This window comes from Streptomyces sp. NPDC040589 (assembly GCF_055594445.1).
The window spans coordinates 1-20031 of the sequence record NZ_JBVIWP010000013.1; the positions used below are offsets into that span (position 1 = coordinate 1).

At 70.8% G+C, this 20031-nt stretch carries 14 protein-coding genes and 1 tRNA gene; 11 read left to right on the top strand and 4 right to left on the bottom strand.

What is annotated here, in order from left to right; translation table 11 throughout:
* The first annotated feature begins 633 nt into the window (after positions 1-633).
* The 5 genes from ACZ58V_RS37400 to ACZ58V_RS37420 all read left to right on the top strand — a co-directional run bounded on the left by ACZ58V_RS37400 (position 634) and on the right by ACZ58V_RS37420 (position 7266).
* A complete protein-coding gene (locus ACZ58V_RS37400) occupies positions 634-1923 on the top strand; it encodes an ABC transporter substrate-binding protein (RefSeq protein WP_471295697.1) in 1290 nt (429 codons plus the stop codon).
* Positions 1923-2930 carry a carbohydrate ABC transporter permease gene (locus tag ACZ58V_RS37405; RefSeq protein WP_468199306.1) on the top strand — a complete coding sequence of 336 codons (1008 nt, stop codon included), beginning with the start codon at positions 1923-1925 and terminating at the stop codon, positions 2928-2930. Before ACZ58V_RS37400 ends, ACZ58V_RS37405 begins: the two co-directional genes overlap by 1 nt.
* A complete protein-coding gene (locus tag ACZ58V_RS37410) occupies positions 2927-3808 on the top strand; it encodes a carbohydrate ABC transporter permease (RefSeq protein ID WP_471295701.1) in 882 nt (293 codons plus the stop codon). Before ACZ58V_RS37405 ends, ACZ58V_RS37410 begins: the two co-directional genes overlap by 4 nt.
* Positions 3809-3815: 7 nt before the next feature.
* Positions 3816-4406, top strand: a complete 591-nt coding sequence (locus tag ACZ58V_RS37415) for a hypothetical protein (RefSeq protein WP_471295703.1) — start codon at positions 3816-3818, stop codon at positions 4404-4406.
* A 118-nt stretch (positions 4407-4524) separates the two neighbouring features.
* Positions 4525-7266: an exo-rhamnogalacturonan lyase family protein gene (locus ACZ58V_RS37420; protein ID WP_471295706.1), complete on the top strand. Its 2742-nt coding sequence runs from the start codon at positions 4525-4527 to the stop codon at positions 7264-7266.
* An 18-nt stretch (positions 7267-7284) separates the two neighbouring features.
* On the opposite strand, the gene ACZ58V_RS37425 is transcribed toward ACZ58V_RS37420, so the two are convergent.
* Positions 7285-9693: an SCO7613 C-terminal domain-containing membrane protein gene (locus ACZ58V_RS37425; RefSeq protein WP_471295708.1), complete on the bottom strand. Its 2409-nt coding sequence runs from the start codon at positions 9691-9693 to the stop codon at positions 7285-7287.
* Positions 9694-9755: 62 nt separating this feature from the next.
* Between ACZ58V_RS37425 and ACZ58V_RS37430 the strand changes: the two genes are divergently transcribed.
* Together ACZ58V_RS37430 and ACZ58V_RS37435 are read left to right on the top strand one after the other, a co-directional pair.
* On the top strand, positions 9756-10202 hold the full coding sequence (locus ACZ58V_RS37430) for an SRPBCC family protein (protein WP_468199295.1): 447 nt from the start codon (positions 9756-9758) through the stop codon (positions 10200-10202).
* A gap of 39 nt (positions 10203-10241) precedes the next feature.
* Positions 10242-10313, top strand: a tRNA-Val gene (locus ACZ58V_RS37435).
* Positions 10314-10379: 66 nt separating this feature from the next.
* On the opposite strand, the gene ACZ58V_RS37440 is transcribed toward ACZ58V_RS37435, so the two are convergent.
* On the bottom strand, positions 10380-11108 hold the full coding sequence (locus ACZ58V_RS37440) for a 3'-5' exonuclease (RefSeq protein WP_382837862.1): 729 nt from the start codon (positions 11106-11108) through the stop codon (positions 10380-10382).
* A gap of 169 nt (positions 11109-11277) precedes the next feature.
* Here ACZ58V_RS37440 and ACZ58V_RS37445 point away from each other — a divergent pair, with 169 nt between their 5' ends.
* The 4 genes from ACZ58V_RS37445 to ACZ58V_RS37460 all read left to right on the top strand — a co-directional run bounded on the left by ACZ58V_RS37445 (position 11278) and on the right by ACZ58V_RS37460 (position 15778).
* On the top strand, positions 11278-11844 hold the full coding sequence (locus ACZ58V_RS37445; RefSeq protein WP_184597254.1) for a DUF4365 domain-containing protein: 567 nt from the start codon (positions 11278-11280) through the stop codon (positions 11842-11844).
* Positions 11841-13082 (top strand): hypothetical protein, encoded by a 1242-nt coding sequence (locus ACZ58V_RS37450; protein WP_471295711.1) that lies wholly within the window; start codon positions 11841-11843, stop codon positions 13080-13082. The genes ACZ58V_RS37445 and ACZ58V_RS37450 overlap by 4 nt, the downstream gene beginning before the upstream one ends.
* Before the next feature lie 92 nt (positions 13083-13174).
* Positions 13175-15151 carry a threonine--tRNA ligase gene (gene thrS / locus ACZ58V_RS37455; RefSeq protein ID WP_471295713.1) on the top strand — a complete coding sequence of 659 codons (1977 nt, stop codon included), beginning with the start codon at positions 13175-13177 and terminating at the stop codon, positions 15149-15151.
* Positions 15152-15217: 66 nt separating this feature from the next.
* Positions 15218-15778, top strand: a complete 561-nt coding sequence (locus tag ACZ58V_RS37460) for an HIT family protein (protein ID WP_189726471.1) — start codon at positions 15218-15220, stop codon at positions 15776-15778.
* A 62-nt stretch (positions 15779-15840) separates the two neighbouring features.
* Here the strand turns inward: ACZ58V_RS37460 and ACZ58V_RS37465 are convergent, their stop codons facing one another.
* Entirely contained in the window at positions 15841-17508 is a 1668-nt protein-coding gene (locus tag ACZ58V_RS37465) for a hypothetical protein (RefSeq protein WP_468199288.1), read from the bottom strand.
* 171 nt (positions 17509-17679) lie between these two features.
* Complete coding sequence (locus ACZ58V_RS37470; RefSeq protein WP_471295715.1) at positions 17680-19878, bottom strand: elongation factor G-like protein EF-G2; 2199 nt, start codon at positions 19876-19878, stop codon at positions 17680-17682.
* Positions 19879-20031 lie beyond the last annotated feature (153 nt).

Consider the following 20031-nt stretch of genomic DNA (forward strand, 5'->3'; position numbering starts at 1 on the left):
CGTGTTTCTCCCCCCCCCCCCTGCTCTACCACCCCCCCCCCCCCCCCCCCCCCCCCCCCCCCCCCCCCCCCCCCCCCCCCCCCCCCCCCCCCCCCCCACGGCCCCTTCCGTGAGCCGGCGGGTGCGGGCGCGTCGTGGCTGTCCCAGCTGCGGGCAATCGTGCCTCCCCCCCCAGTGCCTTAAGGGCCTGGGAGGTGCCCCCCCCAGGGCGGCACGGGTGGGCGGTGGGGGTCCCCCCCGCTCCGCCGGGCTGCGGACCCACCCCTGGCCCCAGCCGTCACGGCGAGTACCTCGCACCCGGCTCCGCCTCGGTCTGCCAGCCCTCGTCGGCCATCGCGTGGCCGAATCCAGCCCCCACCCGCCCCTCCGCCTCACCGTCGTCTTTCGGTCGTGCCCGAAATTCCGGCGGTCGGCCCGTGTGTGTTCGTTCCCTCGGTCGTGCGTACCTCACCAGCGACGTCGCCCCAGCCGCTCGCCGGCCCCATCGCCCCACCAGGCCCGGCACCCACCTCCCTCGGTGAGAAATTCTTGTCCGAATCATTGACGCACTCTCAGCCCCTCCGTACCTTGTGCCAGCAAGCGCTTACTTGAAACGATTCATGCGAGCGGGACGACGCGCGGGGAGGTCCAACCGTGGTGAACGGCAGGAATGTTGAGAGACGTACGGTCCTGAAGGCGGCCGGGGCCACGGCGGCCACGCTGGGGCTGGCTGCGACGACCGGCTGCGGTGGTGACGGAGGGACCTCCGCCGACGGGACGGTGACGATTCGTTATGCGTGGTGGGGAGCGGAGGACCGCGCCCAGAGAATCAACAAGACCATCGCGCTCTTCGAGAAGAAGTACCCGAAGATCAAGGTGAAAACGGACTTCCAGCCGTATCTCGACTTCTGGAAGAAGTTCAACACCCAGGCCTCCGGCGGAAATCCGCCCGACGTCTTCCAGAATGCCATCGGCTTCCTCCGCAAATACGACGCGAAGAACGTGCTGCTCGATCTCAGCGAGCAGGCCAAGGCGGGCAACCTCCGGATGGAGGGATTCCGGGCCGGTCTGGAGAAGTTCGGCGAGATCGACGGCAAGCTCCTGGGCGTTCCGGTCGGTTCCAACTCGATGTCTCTGGTCATCGACAAGCCCGTCTACACCCGGGCCGGCGTCAAGCCCGAGCAGGGCTGGACCTGGGACGAATTCGACGCGGCGATGAGGAAGATCCGCGACAAGACGGGCCGCGCCGGGGACAGCGGCATGTACGGCGTCATGTACCTCTACGACCTGTACCTGCGTCAGAACGGCAAGGCGTTCTTCACCGAGGACGGGCTCGGCTTCACCGAGTCGGATCTGACGGACTGGTGGACGAAGGCCGAGAAGGGCGTCAAGGACGGCCGCTACACCGACGCCAAGAAGGTCGCCCAGATCAAGCCCAAGTCGGCGGTCGCCGCGGAGCTCGCCGGCGGCGAGTTCACCTGGGACAACTTCACCGTCCGCTACACCGCCGAGGGCAAGAGCGAGTACGGCCTGGCTCCCATCCCGACGACGGACGGCAAGAAGACCGGCCAGTACCTCGGCTCGCTCATGCTGAGCGCCTCCAAGCGCACCCAGCACCCCAAGGAAGTCGCCCAGTTCATCGACTTCATGGTGCACGACCCCGAGGTCGCCAAGATCATGGGCTACGACCGCGGTGTGCCCGCGACACAGGCCCAGTACGACGCGTACCAGCCGACCGACGAGGTCAACAAGGCGATAGCCGCCTATGAGGAGTCCCTCGTCAAGGCCGGGGTCCTGGAGCCCATCACACCGCACCCGAACGGCGCGGACATCTGTGAGTCCGCGTTCCTGCGCATCGCCGAGGAACTCGCCCTGGGCAAGAGGTCGGTGGACGAGGCCGTCAAGCAGTTCTTCACCGAGTCGAAGACGGCTCTCGGCACCTGATGGGAACCACCGTGACACACGCCCCTGCGATGGAGGGCCTGTCCAAGGACAAGGGCTCCGAGCCGCGGCACGGTCCGGTGAAGCCCGCGCGCCCCGCCGCCCTCAAGCGGCGGCGGCGCCGGGAGAACCTGGCCGGCTATCTCTTCATGTCCCCGTGGATCGCGGGCTTTCTGCTCCTCACCGCGGGTCCGATGGTCGCCTCGCTCTACTTCGCGTTCACCGACTACAACCTGTTCGACGCGCCCAAGTGGATCGGCCTCGGCAACTTCTCCGAGATGTTCGGCGATCCGCGCTGGCGCCACTCGGTGCAGGTCACTCTCTGGTACGTCGTCGTCGGTACGCCCCTGAAGCTGATCGCCGCCCTCGGGGTGGCGCTGCTGCTCGCCCAGAGCCGGCGCGGGCAGGCCTTCTACCGGGCCGCCTTCTACGCGCCGTCGCTGATCGGGGCGAGCGTCTCCGTCGCGATCGTCTGGAAGGCCATCTTCTCGGACGACGCGATCGTCGACCGGACGCAGAAGCTCTTCGGCGTGGACGTCGGAGGCTGGACCGGCGACCCTGACATGATCATCTACAGCCTGGTGGCGCTCACCGTCTGGCAGTTCGGCGCCCCCATGGTCATCTTCCTGGCCGGCCTCAAGCAGGTCCCGCGCGAGCTGTACGAGGCAGCCGAGGTCGACGGGGCGGGCAAGCTGCGCCGGTTCTGGAACATCACGCTGCCGATGATCTCCCCGGTGCTCTTCTTCAACGTCCTGCTGGAGACGATCCACTCGTTCCAGATCTTCAGCTCGGCGTACATCGTCGGCGGCGGCGCCGGAGGCAACGCCTGTGGTCCGGCCGACGGCTCGATGGTCTACACCTGCTACCTCTATGTCCAGGGCTTCGAGAACAGCCGGATGGGTCTGGCCTCCGCCATGGCCTGGATGCTGCTCGTCGCGGTCGCCCTGGTGACGGCGGTGCTGTTCTGGTCCCAGAAGCGCTGGGTGCACTATGAGGAGGGCGCCTCATGAGCGCACCGTCCACTGATCTCACCCCGCGAGCGGGTGGCCTCCGGCACAAGCTGCCCGGTTCCGTCGCCTGGCACATCGGGTCCCTGCTGATCCTCGCGGTGATCCTCTACCCGGTGATCTGGGTCGTCGGCGGTTCGTTCAAGAAGAGCGAGGACGTCGTCGGCAGCCTGGATCTCTTCCCGGGCGATCCGGTCATCTCCAACTACACCAGCCTCGCCGACGGCATCGCCGACATCCCGATCTCCACGTTCTTCTTCAACTCGCTGTTCCTCGCGGGCGGTTCGGTGATCGGGATCCTGGTGTCCTGCTCGCTGACGGCGTACGCCTTCGCGAGGATCAGGTTCGCGGGCCGCAATCTGCTGTTCGCGCTGATGATCGGCACCCTCCTGTTGCCGTACCACGTGCTGCTGATCCCGCAGTACGTGCTGTTCCGCAACATGGAGATGATCAACACCTACACCCCGCTGCTGCTCGGGAAGTACCTGGCCACCGAGGCGTTCTTCGTCTTCCTGATGGTGCAGTTCATGCGCAACCTGCCCAAGGAACTCGACGAGGCGGCCAGGCTCGACGGCTGCGGGCACCTCCGGATCTACTGGTCGATCATGCTGCCGCTGTGCCGCCCGGCCCTGATCACCAGTGCGATCTTCACGTTCATCAATGCCTGGAACGACTTCATGGGCCCGCTGATCTACCTCAACGAGCCCGACAAGTACACGGTCTCGCTCGGCCTGAAGATGTTCGTCGACCAGGAAGGGCTGGCCAACTACGGCGGCATGATCGCCATGTCGCTCGTCGCGCTGCTGCCGGTTCTCGCCTTCTTCCTGGCCTTCCAGCGGTATCTGATCGACGGCATGGCCACGTCGGGTCTGAAGGGCTGAGGCGAGCATGGCCGGGACCCGAGTGAAGGCGCGGGGTGAGTCGGTGCTCGCCGAGCGGTTCGCGGTGTTCGCCGAGTGCCTGCTGACCGGGGTGTGGATCGCGGTGGCCTCGCTGGGGGTCGTGACGTATCCGGCCGCGTTCGCCGCGGGTGCGCGGCATCTGCGGCGCCGTACCGCGCACGAGGGCGGTGGATGGCGGGAGTTCGTCGCCGACTTCCGCGGGGCCCTGAGCGGCGGGTGGCTCGCCGGGCTCGCCGGGTGGGCGGCGGTGGCCGCTGTCTGGGTGGACGTCCAGGCGGCCCGGGCGGGGATTCCCGGCGGGCCGCTCGTCGGAGCGGTCGGGGTCGTGGCGCTGATCGCCTTCGTCGTGGCGGGGCTGCGCGCGGCGGCGGTCTGGGAGCCGGACGCCCGCTGGCGCACGCTGCTCGCGCAGGCCTGGCGCCGGACGGTTCTCGACCCCGCCGGGTCCTTCCTGATCATCGCCGGGCTGGCCGTGGTGGCCCTGTCCGCCTGGTTCGTCGCGCCGCTGGCGGTCCCCGTCCTCGGGGCCGTCGCGGCGGCGGCCGTCGCCGTGGAGGAGCGGTACCGGCACCGCTGACCGGCGGTGCCCGCACCCCGGGCCGGCGCCCCGGGCGCCGCGCCGCCCTTCTCACTGTCATGCCCCTGACCAGCGCACGGAATTGCTTCCCGCACGGACAAGGAAAGGCAGCATCTCTATGTCTCCCATCCCCCGCAGGTCCCTCCTCAAGGCGGCCGCCGTCGCCGGAGCCGCCGCCCAGTTCAGCTGGGCACTGGGGGCGCAGAACGCGCAGGCCGCCCCCGGCGCCGAGCCCGCCGACGCCGACCCGGTGACCCTCGACTGGCTGGAGGACGGCGGACTGGGCGCGGCCCCCGGCTCCACCGTCGGCGTCCCCTGGCCCAAGGGCGCCTACGAGAAGGACCAGACCTTCGCGCTCACGGACGCGGACGGCAAGGCCGTTCCCGTGCAGTCCTGGCCGATCGCCTACTGGCCCGACGGCTCCCTCAAGTGGACCGCGCACGCGGTCGGTTCGGGCGACGGCAAGCTCACCCTCGCCGCCGGCACCCCCGCCGCCCCCGAGAAGAAGGTCACCGTCGACAGGAGCGGCGGCACCATCGACATCTCGACCGGCGTCATCACCGCGAAGATCGGCAAATCCGGGTCCACCCTCGTCAAGTCGGTCACCCGGGGCTCGACGGAGATCGCGAAGAACGGCCGGCTCGTGCTGATCCGCCAGCCCGAGATCGAGGACGAGGACCAGGGCGCGGTCAAGACCGAGCGATTCGACGGCGCTATTTCCAAGGTCGAGGTCGAGCAGGCGGGCCCGGTCCGCGCCGTCGTCCGGATCGACGGCAAGCACCGCAAGGGCGGCCGCAGCTGGCTGCCGTTCTCGATCCGGCTCTACTTCTACGCGGGCGCCGACTCCTTCCGCATGGTCCACACCCTCACCTTCGACGGCACGCAGGAGCCCGCGAAGGCGAGCGGCGACTTCATCCGCGGACTCGGCGTCCGCTTCCAGGTGCCGATGCGGGACAAGGCGTACGACCGTCACGTCCGCGTCGGCGGCGACGGCACCGGCCTGCTCCGCGAGGCCGTCCAGGGCATCACCGGACTGCGCCGCGACCCCGGGGCGGCCGTCCGCACGGCCCAGTTCGAGGGCAAGAAGCTGCCCGACCCGGCCACCTGGGACCAGCGGGTCACCACTCGCCTCCAGTACATCCCCGAGTGGGGCGACTACACCCTCTCCCAGCTCTCCGCCGACGGCTTCACGGTCCGCAAGCGGACGAAGAAGGGCCACGGCTGGATCGGTGCGGGCGGCGGCCGGCGCGCCAGCGGCTTCGGGTACGTGGGCGGCGCGAGCGGCGGGTTCGCCTTCGGGCTCAGGGACTTCTGGGAGAAGTTCCCCGCCCAGCTCGACATCCGCGACGCCCAGACCGACACCGCCGAGGTCACCCTCTGGCTCTGGTCGCCCGAGGCGCAGCCCATGGACCTGCGCTTCTACCACGACGGCATGGGCCAGGACACCTACCCCGAGCAGCTCGAAGGCCTCAACATCACCTACGAGGACTACGAGCCCGAGTTCGGCACCCCCTACGGCATCGCCCGCACCAGCGAACTCCTCTTCTGGGCCCACGACTCCACCCCGGGCGCCGAGGCGATGGCCCGGCAGGTGGAGGCCGTACGCACTCCGCCGCAGCTCGCCGCCCCGCCCCGGCAGCTCATCAAGGCGGGCGTCTTCGGCAAGCTGTTCTCCGCGCCGGACCGCTCCACCAGCGCCAAGGCGAAGATCGAGGACCACCTGGACTTCCTCTTCACCTACTACAAGGATCAGGTGGAGCAGCGCCGCTGGTACGGCTTCTGGGACTACGGCGACATCATGCACAGCTACGACCCGAGCCGCCACCAGTGGTGCTACGACGTCGGCGGCTACGCCTGGGACAACTCCGAGCTCTCGCCGGACCTGTGGCTCTGGTTCGCCTACATGCGCTCCGGCCGTGCCGACATCTTCCGCTTCGCCGAGGCCATGACCCGGCACACCGGCGAGGTCGACGTCTACCACCTCGGCAAGTGGGCGGGCCTCGGCACCCGGCACGGTGTCCAGCACTACGCCGACAGCGCCAAGCAGCAGCGCATCGCCAACACCACCTATCGCCGCTACTACTACTTCCTCACGGCGGACGAGCGCGTCGGCGACCTCATGCACGCCAACGTCGACTCCGACGAGACGTTCCTCGTCCTCGACCCCATCCGCAAGATCCGCACCGAGCCGTACACCCCCGACCGCAACGCCCTGTCCATCGGCTTCGGCACCGACTGGAGCGGTCTGGTCTCGGCCTGGCTCACCGAGTGGGAGCGGCGCGGGCCCAAGTGGGAGAAGGCCAAGGCCAGGGTCCTGTCCACCATGGAGACCATCGCCGCCCAGCCCAACGGCTTCGTCCAGGGCAACGCGCTGTACGACCTGGACACCGGGAAGTTCGCCGTCGCGGCCGAGCCCAGGGTGGGCGTCTCGCATCTGTCGGCCATGTTCGGCCTGGTCGAGCTGTGCGCCGAGCTGATCGACCAGGTCGACATGCCGAAGTTCAAGGAGGCGTGGCTCGACTACTGCCGCTACTTCAACGCCACCAAGGCCGAGCAGAAGGCCCGCTACGGCTCCGACTTCGGTTCCCTGCTGCTCTTCCAGGGCCACTCCCGGCAGGACGCCTACGCCGCCGTCCAGACGGGCGACGACAAGCTGGCCGCCCGGGCGTGGCGGCAGTTCTACAACAGTGCCGACACCTGGGACTACAAGGAGTCCACCGACTGGTCCACGAAGAAGATCGAGGGCCCGACCGGCCTCGTCCCCGGCAGCGAGGCGGCCTGGGTGTCCACCAACGCCACGGCGCTGTACGGCCTGGCGGCGATCCAGAACCTGGCGCTGGTCGGGGACAAGATGCCGTAGCCGCTCCGCAGGCGACGGCTAGTTCATCCTCCCGAGGGCCTCCCGCACCCGTCGGACGTCCCTGATCCGCTGCTCGTACGTCGCCCCGAGTGCGAGCAGCAGGAGCCCGGCCAGGGCGGGAGGCGCCCAGCGGGGGAGCGCGCCCGTCACCTGCACGACGTACGGGGCGAGTTCGTGCAGCGTCACCAGGGCCAGCACCGAGCCGCCGAGCACCAGCGGCGCCTGGAGGTGGTGCCGCGCTCCCAGCAGGGTGACCAGCAGTGCCGCCGCTCCCAGCAGCAGCGGTCGCGTCCAGTGCGGGTCGGCCCAGGCCGCGACGAGGCTCGGCAGGAGGGTGGCGGCGAGTCCGGGGCCGTACGCCGTCCAGGAGGACGCCCGCGGATCGCGGCGCCGGCGCAGGACGCCGACGAGCAGGGCGGGCACGGTCACCGGGAGCGTGTAGGCCTCGGGTGTGCCGACGTCCCAGGCGGCCAGGCGTACCCACGCGGCCAGCACGAACAGGGCCGTGGCCGCGTAGCCGACGGGACGGCGGTCGGGACGCAGCGCCGTGCCCGCGGCGATCACTCCGCACAGCGCCAGCACCAGGGCGAGCAGCGGCGGATCGGTGACGGCGAGGCCCACGGCGAGCAGGCCGGTGGCGGCTCCGACGATCTCGACCGGCACGGTCGCCCGGTGCTCACCGAGACGCGCCGCGAGCAGGGCGGCGGCCACGGGGACGGCCAGGACCAGCAGGGCGGTTCCGGCCGGCGGCCAGTCCGCGGCGGCACCGCTCGCCGAGGCCAGGGCGGCGGCGTACCCGAGGGCGGCCGGAGCCGTGACGGGGGCGACACTCGCCTGCCATGAGGCCGCGGCGAACAGCGCCACCAGCACGGACAGCACCACCAGGGTCGCGGCCTGGGACGCCAGAGCGGTCAGGGCGAGGCTGACGGAGGTGGCCAGGGCGAGGACGAGAGCCGTGAGTCGCGCGGCCGGCACCGTGGCCCGGCGCACGTACAGCGCGGCCGCCGTCATGACCCCCAGGACCGACATCCCCGCGACGTAAGGAATCCCGAGAACCGCAGGGAGTATCAGCGCCGTCGCCCAGAGCAGGCCCAGCGCGCCCAGCCGGGCCCGCGCACGCCACTGCTCCGCGCGGATCGCCAGGGCGAGAACGGCCGCGACGGCGACCAGAGCGACGGGAGCCGCCACCGAGTCCGGAGGCCATGGCGCCTCGACGGTCACCGCGGTGCGGGCGTCCGAAGGAGCACCGCTCCACACGCAGCCCATCCAGCCGGCCGGTCCCAGCAGCACCACGGTGACGACGGGCAGGGTCCACAGCAGCACCAGCGCCTGTACGACGCCGGAGGCCCAGGCGAACCCCTGCCGTGTCGCGTCGGGCAGCCGCCCGGCCCGCACCGCCGCCAACAGGGCGATCCCGCACACCAGATAGGCCGGAACCGCCCACTCCGAGGGCAGTCCGGAGCGAGCGACCCCACCGAAAGCGCCCACGGTGAGCAGCCCCGAGGCGATCGCGAGACCAAGGGCGTGTCGCGTGCCCGGGCCCCGCCAGGCCGCGCCCAGCGCGATCGCCGCCGCGAGCAGGAGAAGCCCCCCGGCTCGGGCCGCGGCGCCCGGATCGTCCGCCGCCAACGACAGCCAGCCCGCGGCCAGGACGCCCCAGCCGCCCATGCCGTACGCACCGATGACAGCGGCGATCCGCACCGACACGGCCGTCACCCGCAGCGCCGCCACCGTGTCGAGCCCGGCCGTCACCAGCAGAGCGGCCGTGATCACGTACGGACCCGCGTCGGCGGCCAGCGCCCACAGCAGCAACGGGAACTGGGCCACGGCCAGGGCGGAGGGCAGGGGCAGCCGCAAGGCGGCCGTCGCCGGCAGCAGGCCGTACGCCGACCAGATCACCGCGAGCACCGCTGACGCGGCAGCCGCGTACCCGGTCCCGTCCGTCCCGGTGAGGGCGGCCTCGTGCAGCGCGTACGCGTCCAGGACGGTCAGGGCGAGCCCGAGCCCCGCCACGGACTCGGCCGTCGACCGCAGCCCCCGCTTCAGCAGGAGCGCGGGCCCGGCGAGCGCGGCCAGCGTGACCGCGCCGAGCATCAGCGCCCGCCCGGTGATACCCATATGACCCCAGCTGACCAGCGTGAACACCGCCGCCGCGAGGGTGAGCAGGACACCGCCCAGGACCAGGAGGACGTTCTGCACGCTGGGCGCGGCGGTCTCCGGGCGGGGCGGTGCCGTGGGTGACCATGCCACCGGCAGTGGCTGCTGGATCCGTTGCAGGGTCGAGACCAGCCAGGCGCGACGTGCCAGCAACTGGGCCCTGCGGGCGTCCAGTTGCCGCAGTTCGGCGTCGAGGAGCCGCAACTCCTCGGCCGGGGGCGGAAGGTGTGTCATGCCTGGCAGTGTGGTCCGCGTCACCTCGTACGGCATGAGTGCGGATACTCAGCCGCGTACTCAGACAAGCCCCCACCAGGAGTGGGCAGACTGCGGGCATGGACTGGAACCACTACCGCTTCCGCAGCCTGTGGCCCCTCACCGCGTCGCCCGCCACCGTGTACGAGGTGCTGGAACGGGCCGAGGACTACCCCCGCTGGTGGCGCCAGGTCCGGCAGGTGACCCGGCTCGACGAGACCACCGGCACGATCCGGATCCGCTCCGTCCTGCCGTACGACATGACCTTCACGGCACGGGAGGTGCGGCGCGACCCCGCGGCCGGTGTGCTGGAGACCGCCCTGTCCGGGGACATCGAGGGCTGGGCACGCTGGACGGTCACGCCGCTCGGGCCGGGCAGTCTCGCGCGGTACGACCAGGTCGTGAACGTGACCAAGCCGCTGCTGAGGAGGCTCGCCGTACCGGGACGGCCCGTCTTCCGCGCCAACCACACGCTGATGATGCGGTCCGGGCGGCGCGGACTGGCCAGGCACCTCGAAGCGGTTTGAAGGAAACGTGCCGGGGCCTGTATTGTTCAGTCCGTTCCCGGGCGATTAGCTCAGTGGGAGAGCGCTTCGTTCACACCGAAGAGGTCACTGGTTCGAACCCAGTATCGCCCACCGGAAACAGCCGGTCCGTCTCAGACGGACCGGTTTTTTCATGCCCGGATGCCCCGGACCAGCCGCTCAGGCCGCCGCCGGCAGGTCCGGACGCAGGGGCCAGGCCGGGTCGACCGACTCCTCGACACCGCTGCGCGCGAACCAGGCCTGGAGTCCCCGGGCCTGCGCCGCGTGCCACACCGCCTGCAGCGTGTGCAGTTCGCCGGGGGCGAGCCGCTCCAGCCGGGACGCGAACCGGCGGCCCACCGCCCGGGTGACCTCCAGCGCCGCCACGGCGTCGGCCGCCGCGTCGTGCGCGCCCTCCAGCGTGACGCCGTAGTGCGCGCACAGGTCGGTCAGCGTGCGGCGGCCCTTGCGGTAGCGGTCCAGGTGCTTGTCCAGGACCCTCGGGTCGAGCACGAGCAGCGGCGCCGGCTCGAACCAGCGGTCCAGGGCCGAGGCGCGATGGCGGCGCAACTCACGGTCCAGCAGGGTCAGATCGAACGGCGCGTTCATCACCACGACCGGGCGGCCGGCGTGGGCCTGCTCGGCCAGCACCTCCGCTATCTCGTACATCACCGGCGCCGGCCACCGGCCGTTGCGCTGCAGGTGTTCCTCCGTCAGCCCGTGCACCGCCGTCGCCTCGGCGGGCACCGGCACCCCCGGGTTCACCAGCCAGCGGCTGACCCGCGGCCGGACGCCCGGGGCGTCCTGGATGACGACGGCCGCCGACACGATCCGGTCGGTCTCGACGTCCACGCCCGTCGTCTCCGTGTCGAAGGCGGCCAGCGCCCCCTCGTACCAGCACGTCGTCATAGCCACACAACCCCTCGTTCACCTTCGGCAGTTGACGCACCGTCCGCTGCCCGATTCGGTGATACCCGGGCTGTTTGCGTGCTACGCCGGAAGGAGACAACAGGAGTACGGGTTGTTGCAGTTCAGCGGCCCGCAACGGGGACTCACTTGTTCTGGAAGGCTGTTGGCCATGGCCATTGCGCAGCCCGAACGGGGCGGGCTGCTGCCCGAGCGCACGGCTCCCTCCCGCGGCACTCTCGCCACCACCGCCTGCATGGAGACACTGCAGGTCGGCTATCTGCACGCCGTCGCGGCGGCCGCCGGCTGCTCGCTGTCCCAGCCGTTTCCCGACAACGGCATCGACTGGCACGTCAGCCACAGCGCCCCCGGGCACACGGTCGACGACGAGGTCACCATCAAGGTGCAGCTCAAGGCCACCTACCAGGTGCCGCCCAACCCGCCCGGCCGCACCTTCTCCTTCACGCTCGACAACGCCCACCTGGCGAAACTCGCCCGCACACCCGTGTCGGTGCACAAGATCCTGGTCGTGATGCTGGTGCCGCGCTCCCAGGACGACTGGCTGCGCGCCGGCCACGACCGGCTCGACCTCAGGCACTGCTGCTACTGGACCAACCTCGCCGGCCAGCCGATCACCGGCCGCAGCCGCACCACCGTGCGCATACCGACCGCACGCATCTTCGACGACCGGGCCCTGTGCGAGATCATGACGCGGGTCGGGACGGGAGGGAAACCGTGACGCACCGCCCGACCGAGGAGCCACTGAGGGCCGTGCGGCCCCACCCCGTCGACTCCTGGAGCGGCCCTCCGCCCGAGCCCCGCGAGGTCGACCCGGCCGTGCTGAGCGCCCTGCTGCGCCGGCACGGCTGGCTGCGGCGCGGCGGCGCCCCCGGACGCTACGGCCGCTGGACCCCGCCCGGCCCCGGCGGCAGCGGCACGAGCCTGCTGGTGCCGGAGACCCGCGCCTTCCCCGACAGCGACGACCTGCTCGGCGAGGCCCTGCTCGCCCTGTCCCGCAGCGGCTCGCCCTCCGCCCGTGAGGTCCTCGTCTCCCTCGCCGTGCCCAGTGACGAGATCCGCTGGTGGCACGACGTCCCGGCCGGGCCCGCCGGTGCGGCGCCCTGGATCGTCGAGGACCGGCTGCGCACCGCGGCCCGCCGGATGCTCCTCGCGGCGGCACTCGCCGCACGCGCGCGGGCCGGCTATCACGGCGCCCGCCATCGACGCTCCGCCGCCGCGTCCCTGGAGAACGTCCTCGTCGGCTCCGCCGCCGACGGCCGGCTGACCGCCTTCGTGCCCGTCGCCGGCGGCCGCCCCGTGGCCGTACGCCTCCACCAGGCGCTGCACGCCGCCCGTGAGGCCATCGACTACCAGCGCGCCGCGGGCGGCATGGACGCCTTCGACGCCGCGGTCGAGGCAGGGGTGAGCCATGAGCTCACCGAGGCCCTCGTCGCTCTCGTCCGGGGCACGGAGGGCGCCCGGATCGCCGTCGCGTGGGCCCCGGCGGCCGGTGTGCCCGAGGGCTGCGCGTCCTCCGCCGAGCCCGTCGAGTTCTCGCCCGGCGACCTGCCGGTCCTGCGCGAGGCGGGCGCCCGCTATCTGCGCGAGGAACCCGCCGTGCCGGTGCGTATCACCGGAGCGGTGGTGCGGCTGCGCAGGTCCGGGCCGCGCGGCGAGGGCACCGTACGCCTGCGGGTACTGGCCGGGGCCGAGGTCCCGAACGTCCGGATCACCCTGGACGAGGAGGGCTACCGGATCGCAGGGCACGCCCACCTCGTCGGACTGCCGGTGCGGGTGCAGGGCCGGCTGGAGAGCCGGGGCGGCTTCCGGCGCCTCACCGGCGCCCACGGAGTCGTACCGGTGCAGGTCGACGACGCCGAACGGGACCGGCTGATGAAGGCGCTGCAGGAGAACGCCGGGATGGCGGCCTTCTTCGAGGATGCCTGCGGAGGAGACGAGGGGGACTGCGGGGACTGATTTCGCGGGGGGTGGTCCGGGGTCGGTACGATTCCCTATTGCGCACGCAATAGGTTTCGGGTTGCGCATCCACCTTCAGTCAGGAGAGACCGGTGTCAGACGTCCGTGTGATCATCCAGCGCGATTCCGAGCGGGAAGAACGCGTGGTGACGACGGGCACTACGGCCGCCGAGCTCTTCGCCGGCGAGCGCTCGATCATCGCCGCGCGTGTGGCCGGCGAGCTCCGGGACCTGTCGTACGCCCTGTCCGAGGGCGACGAGGTCGAGGGCGTAGAGATCTCCTCCGAGGACGGCCTGAACATCCTGCGCCACTCCACCGCGCACGTCATGGCGCAGGCCGTGCAGGAGCTCTTCCCCGAGGCCAAGCTCGGCATCGGCCCGCCCGTCAAGGACGGCTTCTACTACGACTTCGACGTCGAGAAGCCGTTCACGCCCGAGGATCTCAAGGCCGTCGAGAAGAAGATGCAGGAGATCCAGAAGCGCGGGCAGAAGTTCGCCCGCCGCGCGGTCACCGACGAGGCCGCCCGCGAGGAGCTGGCCGGCGAGCCGTACAAGCTGGAGCTGATCGGCCTCAAGGGCTCGGCGTCCTCCGACGACGGCGCGGACGTCGAGGTCGGCGCCGGTGAGCTGACGATCTACGACAACCTGGACGCCAAGACCGGCGAGCTGTGCTGGAAGGACCTCTGCCGCGGTCCCCACCTGCCCTCCACCCGGAACATCCCGGCGTTCAAGCTGATGCGCAACGCGGCCGCCTACTGGCGCGGCAGCGAGAAGAACCCCATGCTCCAGCGCATCTACGGCACCGCCTGGCCCACCAAGGACGAGCTGAAGCAGTACCTGGAGTTCCTCGCCGAGGCCGAGAAGCGCGACCACCGCAAGCTCGGCAGCGAGCTGGACCTGTTCTCCGTCCCGGAGCAGATCGGCTCCGGCCTCGCCGTCTTCCACCCCAAGGGCGGCATCATCCGCCGGGTCATGGAGGACTACTCGCGGCGCCGTCACGAGGAAGAGGGCTACGAGTTCGTCTACACCCCGCACGCCACCAAGGGGAAGCTCTTCGAGACCTCGGGCCACCTGGACTGGTACGCCGACGGCATGTACCCGCCCATGCAGCTCGACGAGGGCGTGGACTACTACCTCAAGCCCATGAACTGCCCGATGCACAACCTGATCTTCGACGCGCGCGGGCGTTCCTACCGTGAACTGCCGCTGCGCCTCTTCGAGTTCGGGACCGTGTACCGCTACGAGAAGTCGGGCGTCGTGCACGGCCTGACCCGGGCCCGCGGCTTCACGCAGGACGACGCGCACATCTACTGCACCCGCGAGCAGATGTCGGAGGAGCTCGACAAGACGCTCACCTTCGTTCTCGGCCTGCTGCGCGACTACGGCCTGACCGACTTCTACCTGGAGCTCTCCACGAAGGACCCGGAGAAGTTCGTCGGCTCGGACGAGGCCTGGGAGGAGGCGACCGAGACGCTGCGCCAGGTCGCCGAGAAGCAGGGCCTGCCCCTCGTGCCCGACCCGGGCGGCGCCGCCTTCTACGGCCCGAAGATCTCCGTCCAGACCAAGGACGCCATCGGCCGCACCTGGCAGATGTCGACGATCCAGCTCGACTTCAACCTGCCGGAGCGCTTCGACCTGGAGTACACCGGGGCGGACGGCGCCAAGCAGCGCCCCGTCATGATCCACCGTGCGCTGTTCGGCTCGATCGAGCGCTTCTTCGCGGTGCTCCTGGAGCACTACGCGGGCGCCTTCCCGGCGTGGCTTGCCCCGGTCCAGGCGGTCGGCATCCCGATCGGCGACGCGCACGTCGAGTACCTGGAGAAGTTCGCGGCGGCGGCCAAGAGCAAGGGCCTGCGCGTCGAGGTCGACTCCTCCTCCGACCGGATGCAGAAGAAGATCCGCAACGCCCAGAAGCAGAAGGTCCCCTTCATGGTCATCGCGGGCGACGAGGACATGTCCCACGGGTCCGTGTCCTTCCGCTACCGCGACGGCTCGCAGGAGAACGGCATCCCCTTCGACGAGGCCATCGCGAAGATCCAGAAGGTCGTCGAGGAGCGGGCGCAGGTCTGATCACACGGCGCACGGGCCCCCGGGGAGATCCCGGGGGCCTTTGCCGTCCCCCCAGCTCGACGCCATATGCTGCAGTGCATGACGAGTGAGCCGGAGCAGCAGCTGGGAGTGGGGACGCAGGACGCGTTCCAGCGTCTGTGGACGCCCCATCGGATGGCCTACATCCAGGGTGAGAACAAGCCGACCGGCCCGGGCGCCGGCGACGGCTGCCCCTTCTGCTCGATCCCGGCCAAGTCCGACGAGGACGGGCTGGTCGTCCGACGCGGCGAGCAGGTCTACGCCGTGCTCAACCTCTACCCGTACAACGGCGGTCACCTGATGACCGTGCCCTACCGGCACGTCGCCGACTACACGGACCTCACGGCGGGGGAGACCGCCGAACTCGGCGAACTCACCAAGCAGGCGATGACGGCCCTGCGCACGGCCTCCGGCGCGCACGGCTTCAACATCGGCATGAACCAGGGCACGGTGGCCGGCGCGGGCATCGCGGCACACCTGCACCAGCACATCGTGCCGCGCTGGGGCGGGGACACGAACTTCATGCCGGTGGTGGGACATACGCGAGTGCTGCCGCAGCTGCTGGCGGACACCCGGAAGATGCTGGCGGAGGCCTGGCCGACGAGCTGAGTCCGGCGGGGCCGGCGTTCGTCCTTCGGCACCGGCCCCTGTCGCCCGAGGCTCACGAGCCCCTACGCGTCGTAGACATCCGCCTTCTTCGGCGAAGCCTCCTGCACAGCCCCACTCAGCGCCGCCGACCGGGACCCGAACTTCTCCACATCCACCCCGTTCTCCCGCAGCACCTTCAGCGCCGCCGCATGCACCACACGCAGCACAGGAGTGGCCGCCCGCAACGCGTCGTCGGCCATGAAGCGGTGCCGCCACGGCTGGTCGGCCCAGGCATGCCGCAGACCGAACGGCTCCGGGAGCGTCAGACTGCCGCCGAGCCAGTTCAGCAGCGGCGGGTACCAGGTCAGCGGGGCCCGCGCGGCCAGCCGTACCACCTCGTCGGCGTCGATCAGGGGGAGCTTCACGGTGCGGGTCTCCCAGAACCGGAGAGCCTTCTGCACCGCCTTCTCCTTGGCCGCCGGCTTCTCGTTGAACAGCGGGTTGACCGGCCCCAGGGCGTGCCCGGTGACCTCGATGCGCAGGGTGTCGTGCAGCACGGTCACCGTGATCAGCATCGTGATCACCAGATGGCCGTCCCAGAGGGTCCACTGCACGCCGAGGTAGTGCCGGTCGCCGCTGCCGAACTGCTGCTTGTTGCAGATGTCCTGTATGGCGTGCGTCCGGACCGTGTACGCGTCGACGTCCGTGCCGCTCGGCCGGGACACCTCCGCCGCCTTCTCGCCGATCGGGGTGACGATCCAGTGCGTGATGGACGGCTTGGGGAAGCCGCCGGTGTTGATGGACGTGCGCTCCAGCATGCCCAGGCCGCCCTGGATCGCCACGATGACGTCCCAGCTCCGGAAGGGGTGGAACTCCTTGTCCGGATCGGCGGAGACCAGCTCCTCGGCCAGCTGCCAGCTGCCCCACCGCGTGCCCATGCCGAGTATGCCCTTGGGGCCGGCGTAGAAGACCGAGTTGGACCGCTGCTCGGCACCGAGGCGGGCCAGCTCCTTGCGCACCTGCTCGGCCGCGTCGCCCGGGTTGCCCGGAACGGCCTCGGGGATCTTGGCGCCCACGCCGCCGCCCGACAGCAGGCTCGACCAGCGCTCCCGCAGGTCACGGGCGGTCCGCTCGCAGATCTGCTTGGCCCAGAACCAGCCGACGACGGGCATGATGATCGCCGCGCGCCCGTACAGGGCCCAGAATCCCGTGAAGGGCATCTTGATCAGGAACAGCACGGCAAGCGCGCCCACCGCGACCAGCAGGGTCGTGGCGAGGGCACCGGCGCGCTTGTCCTCGCGCTTGGCCATGGTGGTGCGCAGCGTGAACACCAGCAGCCACACGAGGAAGCCCGGCAGGAAGAGCACCCCGCAGATGACCGTGATCGCCGAGAGCCAGTTGTCGCGGTCGCGGCGGATGCGGTGCGCCGCCAGGCAGTGCTCCACGACGACCTGGGGTTCGATGCCGAAGGACTGGATGACGGGCGCGCGCCCGGCACCCAGCATCCGGTCGATGATGGCGCGGGAAAAGGCCTCGCCGAACCTGGGGCGGAAGATCTTCGCCCAGGGACGCGGCGGTTTCACCTTCGACTGGTGCCACTCGTTGTCGGCGTTCAAGATCTTGGTGACCTCGTCGTCCCGGTACGCCGCCGCGGCCAGTGCGTAGGTCGCCGCCGTCTGCCCAGCCGAACCCGCCAAAGGCACCTGGGCCCCTGGGCTGAAGTCGAATCCGTCTGTCACTGCCGCCCCCATCGCTGCCGCATCCGCATCTGCGGCCTTCCCGACTTCCGCGCTCCGCACACCTGTTGATCAGGTCATCAGCGTATCCGCACGCACCGACATCCGTCGGCGGGCGGCTGTCAAGCCGCCCGCCGGTGCGGAGGGAAGCCCTCATGAGGGCCACTTGGTGGCGCCGGGCGCGAACTACGAGGCCTTGCGCTCCTCTTCACGCACCCGGTCCGCGACCTGCTGCGGCATCGGCTCGTGCCGTGCGTACCGACGGCTGAACCCCGCTGTGCCGTGCGCCATCGACCGCAGGTCGATCGCGTACCGGCCGATCTCGATCTCGGGCACCTCGGCCCGGATCATGGTGCGCCCGCCGGGTGTCTGCTCGGTGCCGAGCACCCGGCCGCGCCGCCCCGACAGGTCGCTCATCACGGCGCCCACGAAGTCGTCGCCGACCAGCACCGACACCTCGGCCACCGGCTCCAGCAGATGGATCGTCGTGTCGGCGGCGGCCTCCCGCAGCGCGAGCGCCCCGGCCGTCTGGAAGGCGGCGTCGGAGGAGTCCACCGAGTGCGCCTTGCCGTCCAGGAGGGTCACCCGTACGTCGATGAGCGGGTATCCGGCCGCTACTCCCTTGGCCGCCTGGGCCCGTATGCCCTTCTCCACCGACGGGATGAACTGCCGGGGCACCGCGCCGCCCACGACCTTGTCGACGAACTCGATGCCGGAGCCGCCCGGCAGGGGCTCGACCTCGATCTCGCAGATCGCGAACTGCCCGTGCCCGCCGGACTGCTTGACGTGCCGGCCGCGTCCGCCCGACTTGGCCGCGAAGGTCTCGCGCAGGGACACCTTGTGCGGCACGACGTCGACCTGGACGCCGTACCGGCTGCGCAGCCGCTCCAGGGCCACGTCGGCGTGCGCCTCGCCGAGGCACCACAGGACCACCTGGTGGGTGTCCTGGTTCTGTTCGAGCCGCATCGTCGGGTCCTCGGCCACCAGCCGGGCCAGGCCCTGGGAGAGTTTGTCCTCGTCCGGCTTGCTGTGCGCCTGGATGGCCAGCGGCAGCAGCGGGTCGGGCATCTGCCACGGCTCCATGAGCAGCGGATCGTCCTTGGCGGACAGGGTGTCGCCGGTCTCGGCGCGGCTCAGCTTGGCCACGCACGCCAGGTCGCCCGCGATGACGTGCGACACCGGGCGCTGCTGCTTGCCGAACGGCGTGGACAGGGCGCCGATCCGCTCGTCGACGTCGTGGTCCTCGTGCCCGCGGTCGGCCAGTCCGTGCCCGGAGACGTGGACCGTCTGGTCGGCGCGCAGGGTGCCGGAGAAGAGGCGGATCAGCGACAGCCGGCCGACGTACGGGTCGGAGGAGGTCTTCACGACCTCCGCGACCAGCGGCGCGTCCGGGTCGCAGGGCCTGAGCTCGCGCGGCTTGCCGTCGATCGTGGTCACCCGCACCGTCTCGTGCTCCAGCGGCGTCGGGAAGCCCCGTGTGATCAGCTCCAGCACCTCCACCGTGCCGAGCCCCTGCCGGGCGCCGTCGGACGCGGGGGCGGCGGCAAGGACGGGGAAGAAGACCCCGCGCGCGACGGCCCGTTCCAGGTCCTCGATGAGGGTTTTGACGTCGACCTGTTCCCCGCCGAGATAGCGGTCCATGAGGGTCTCGTCCTCGCTCTCCGCGATGATCCCCTCGATCAGCCGGTTGCGGGCCTCCTCGATCAGCGGCAGCTCGTCCTCTCCCGGCTCCGACTCCTTGCGCTCGCCGGTCGAGTAGTCGAACAGCTTCTGCGACAGCAGCCCGATCAGCCCGGTCACGGGCGCGTGCCCGTCGGGCGCCTGCGGGCCGTGCAGCGGCAGGTAGAGGGGCAGGACCGCGTCGGGATCGTCCGCGCCGAAGGCCTCCGCGCAGATCCGCGTCATCTCCTCGAAGTCGGCGCGCGCCGCCTCCAGGTGTGTGACGACGATGGCCCGGGGCATGCCCACGGCCGCGCACTCCTCCCACACCATGCGGGTCGAGCCGTCCACGCCGTCCGAGGCCGAGACGACGAAGAGGGCCGCGTCCGCCGCTCGCAGACCGGCCCTGAGCTCACCGACGAAGTCGGCGTATCCGGGGGTGTCGAGAACATTGACCTTGATGCCGTCCCACTCGACGGGCACCAGGGAGAGCTGCACCGAGCGCTGCTGCCGGTGCTCGATCTCGTCGTAGTCGGAGACGGTGCCGCCGTCCTCCACACGGCCCGCCCGGTTCACCGCCCCCGCTGTGAGCGCGAGGGCTTCCACCAAGGTGGTCTTGCCCGATCCGGAGTGGCCGACCAGCACCACATTCCGTACGGACTGAGGGTGGTCGGCCGCTAGCGCCCTGCCGGCGGCCCCAGGGTGTGTCTGTCCTTTGTCGCCCATGATCCTGCCTCCCGTGCACGGTGAGGTCACTGTGGGCGCGGACACGCGGGATCCGCGTGCATGGCGGCTCCGGCGACGCCCGCGGTTATTCGAGCTTTCCACTCCCGTCACGGTGCGTCCATACGAAGGACGCGATCGCGCCGCCCACCAGCG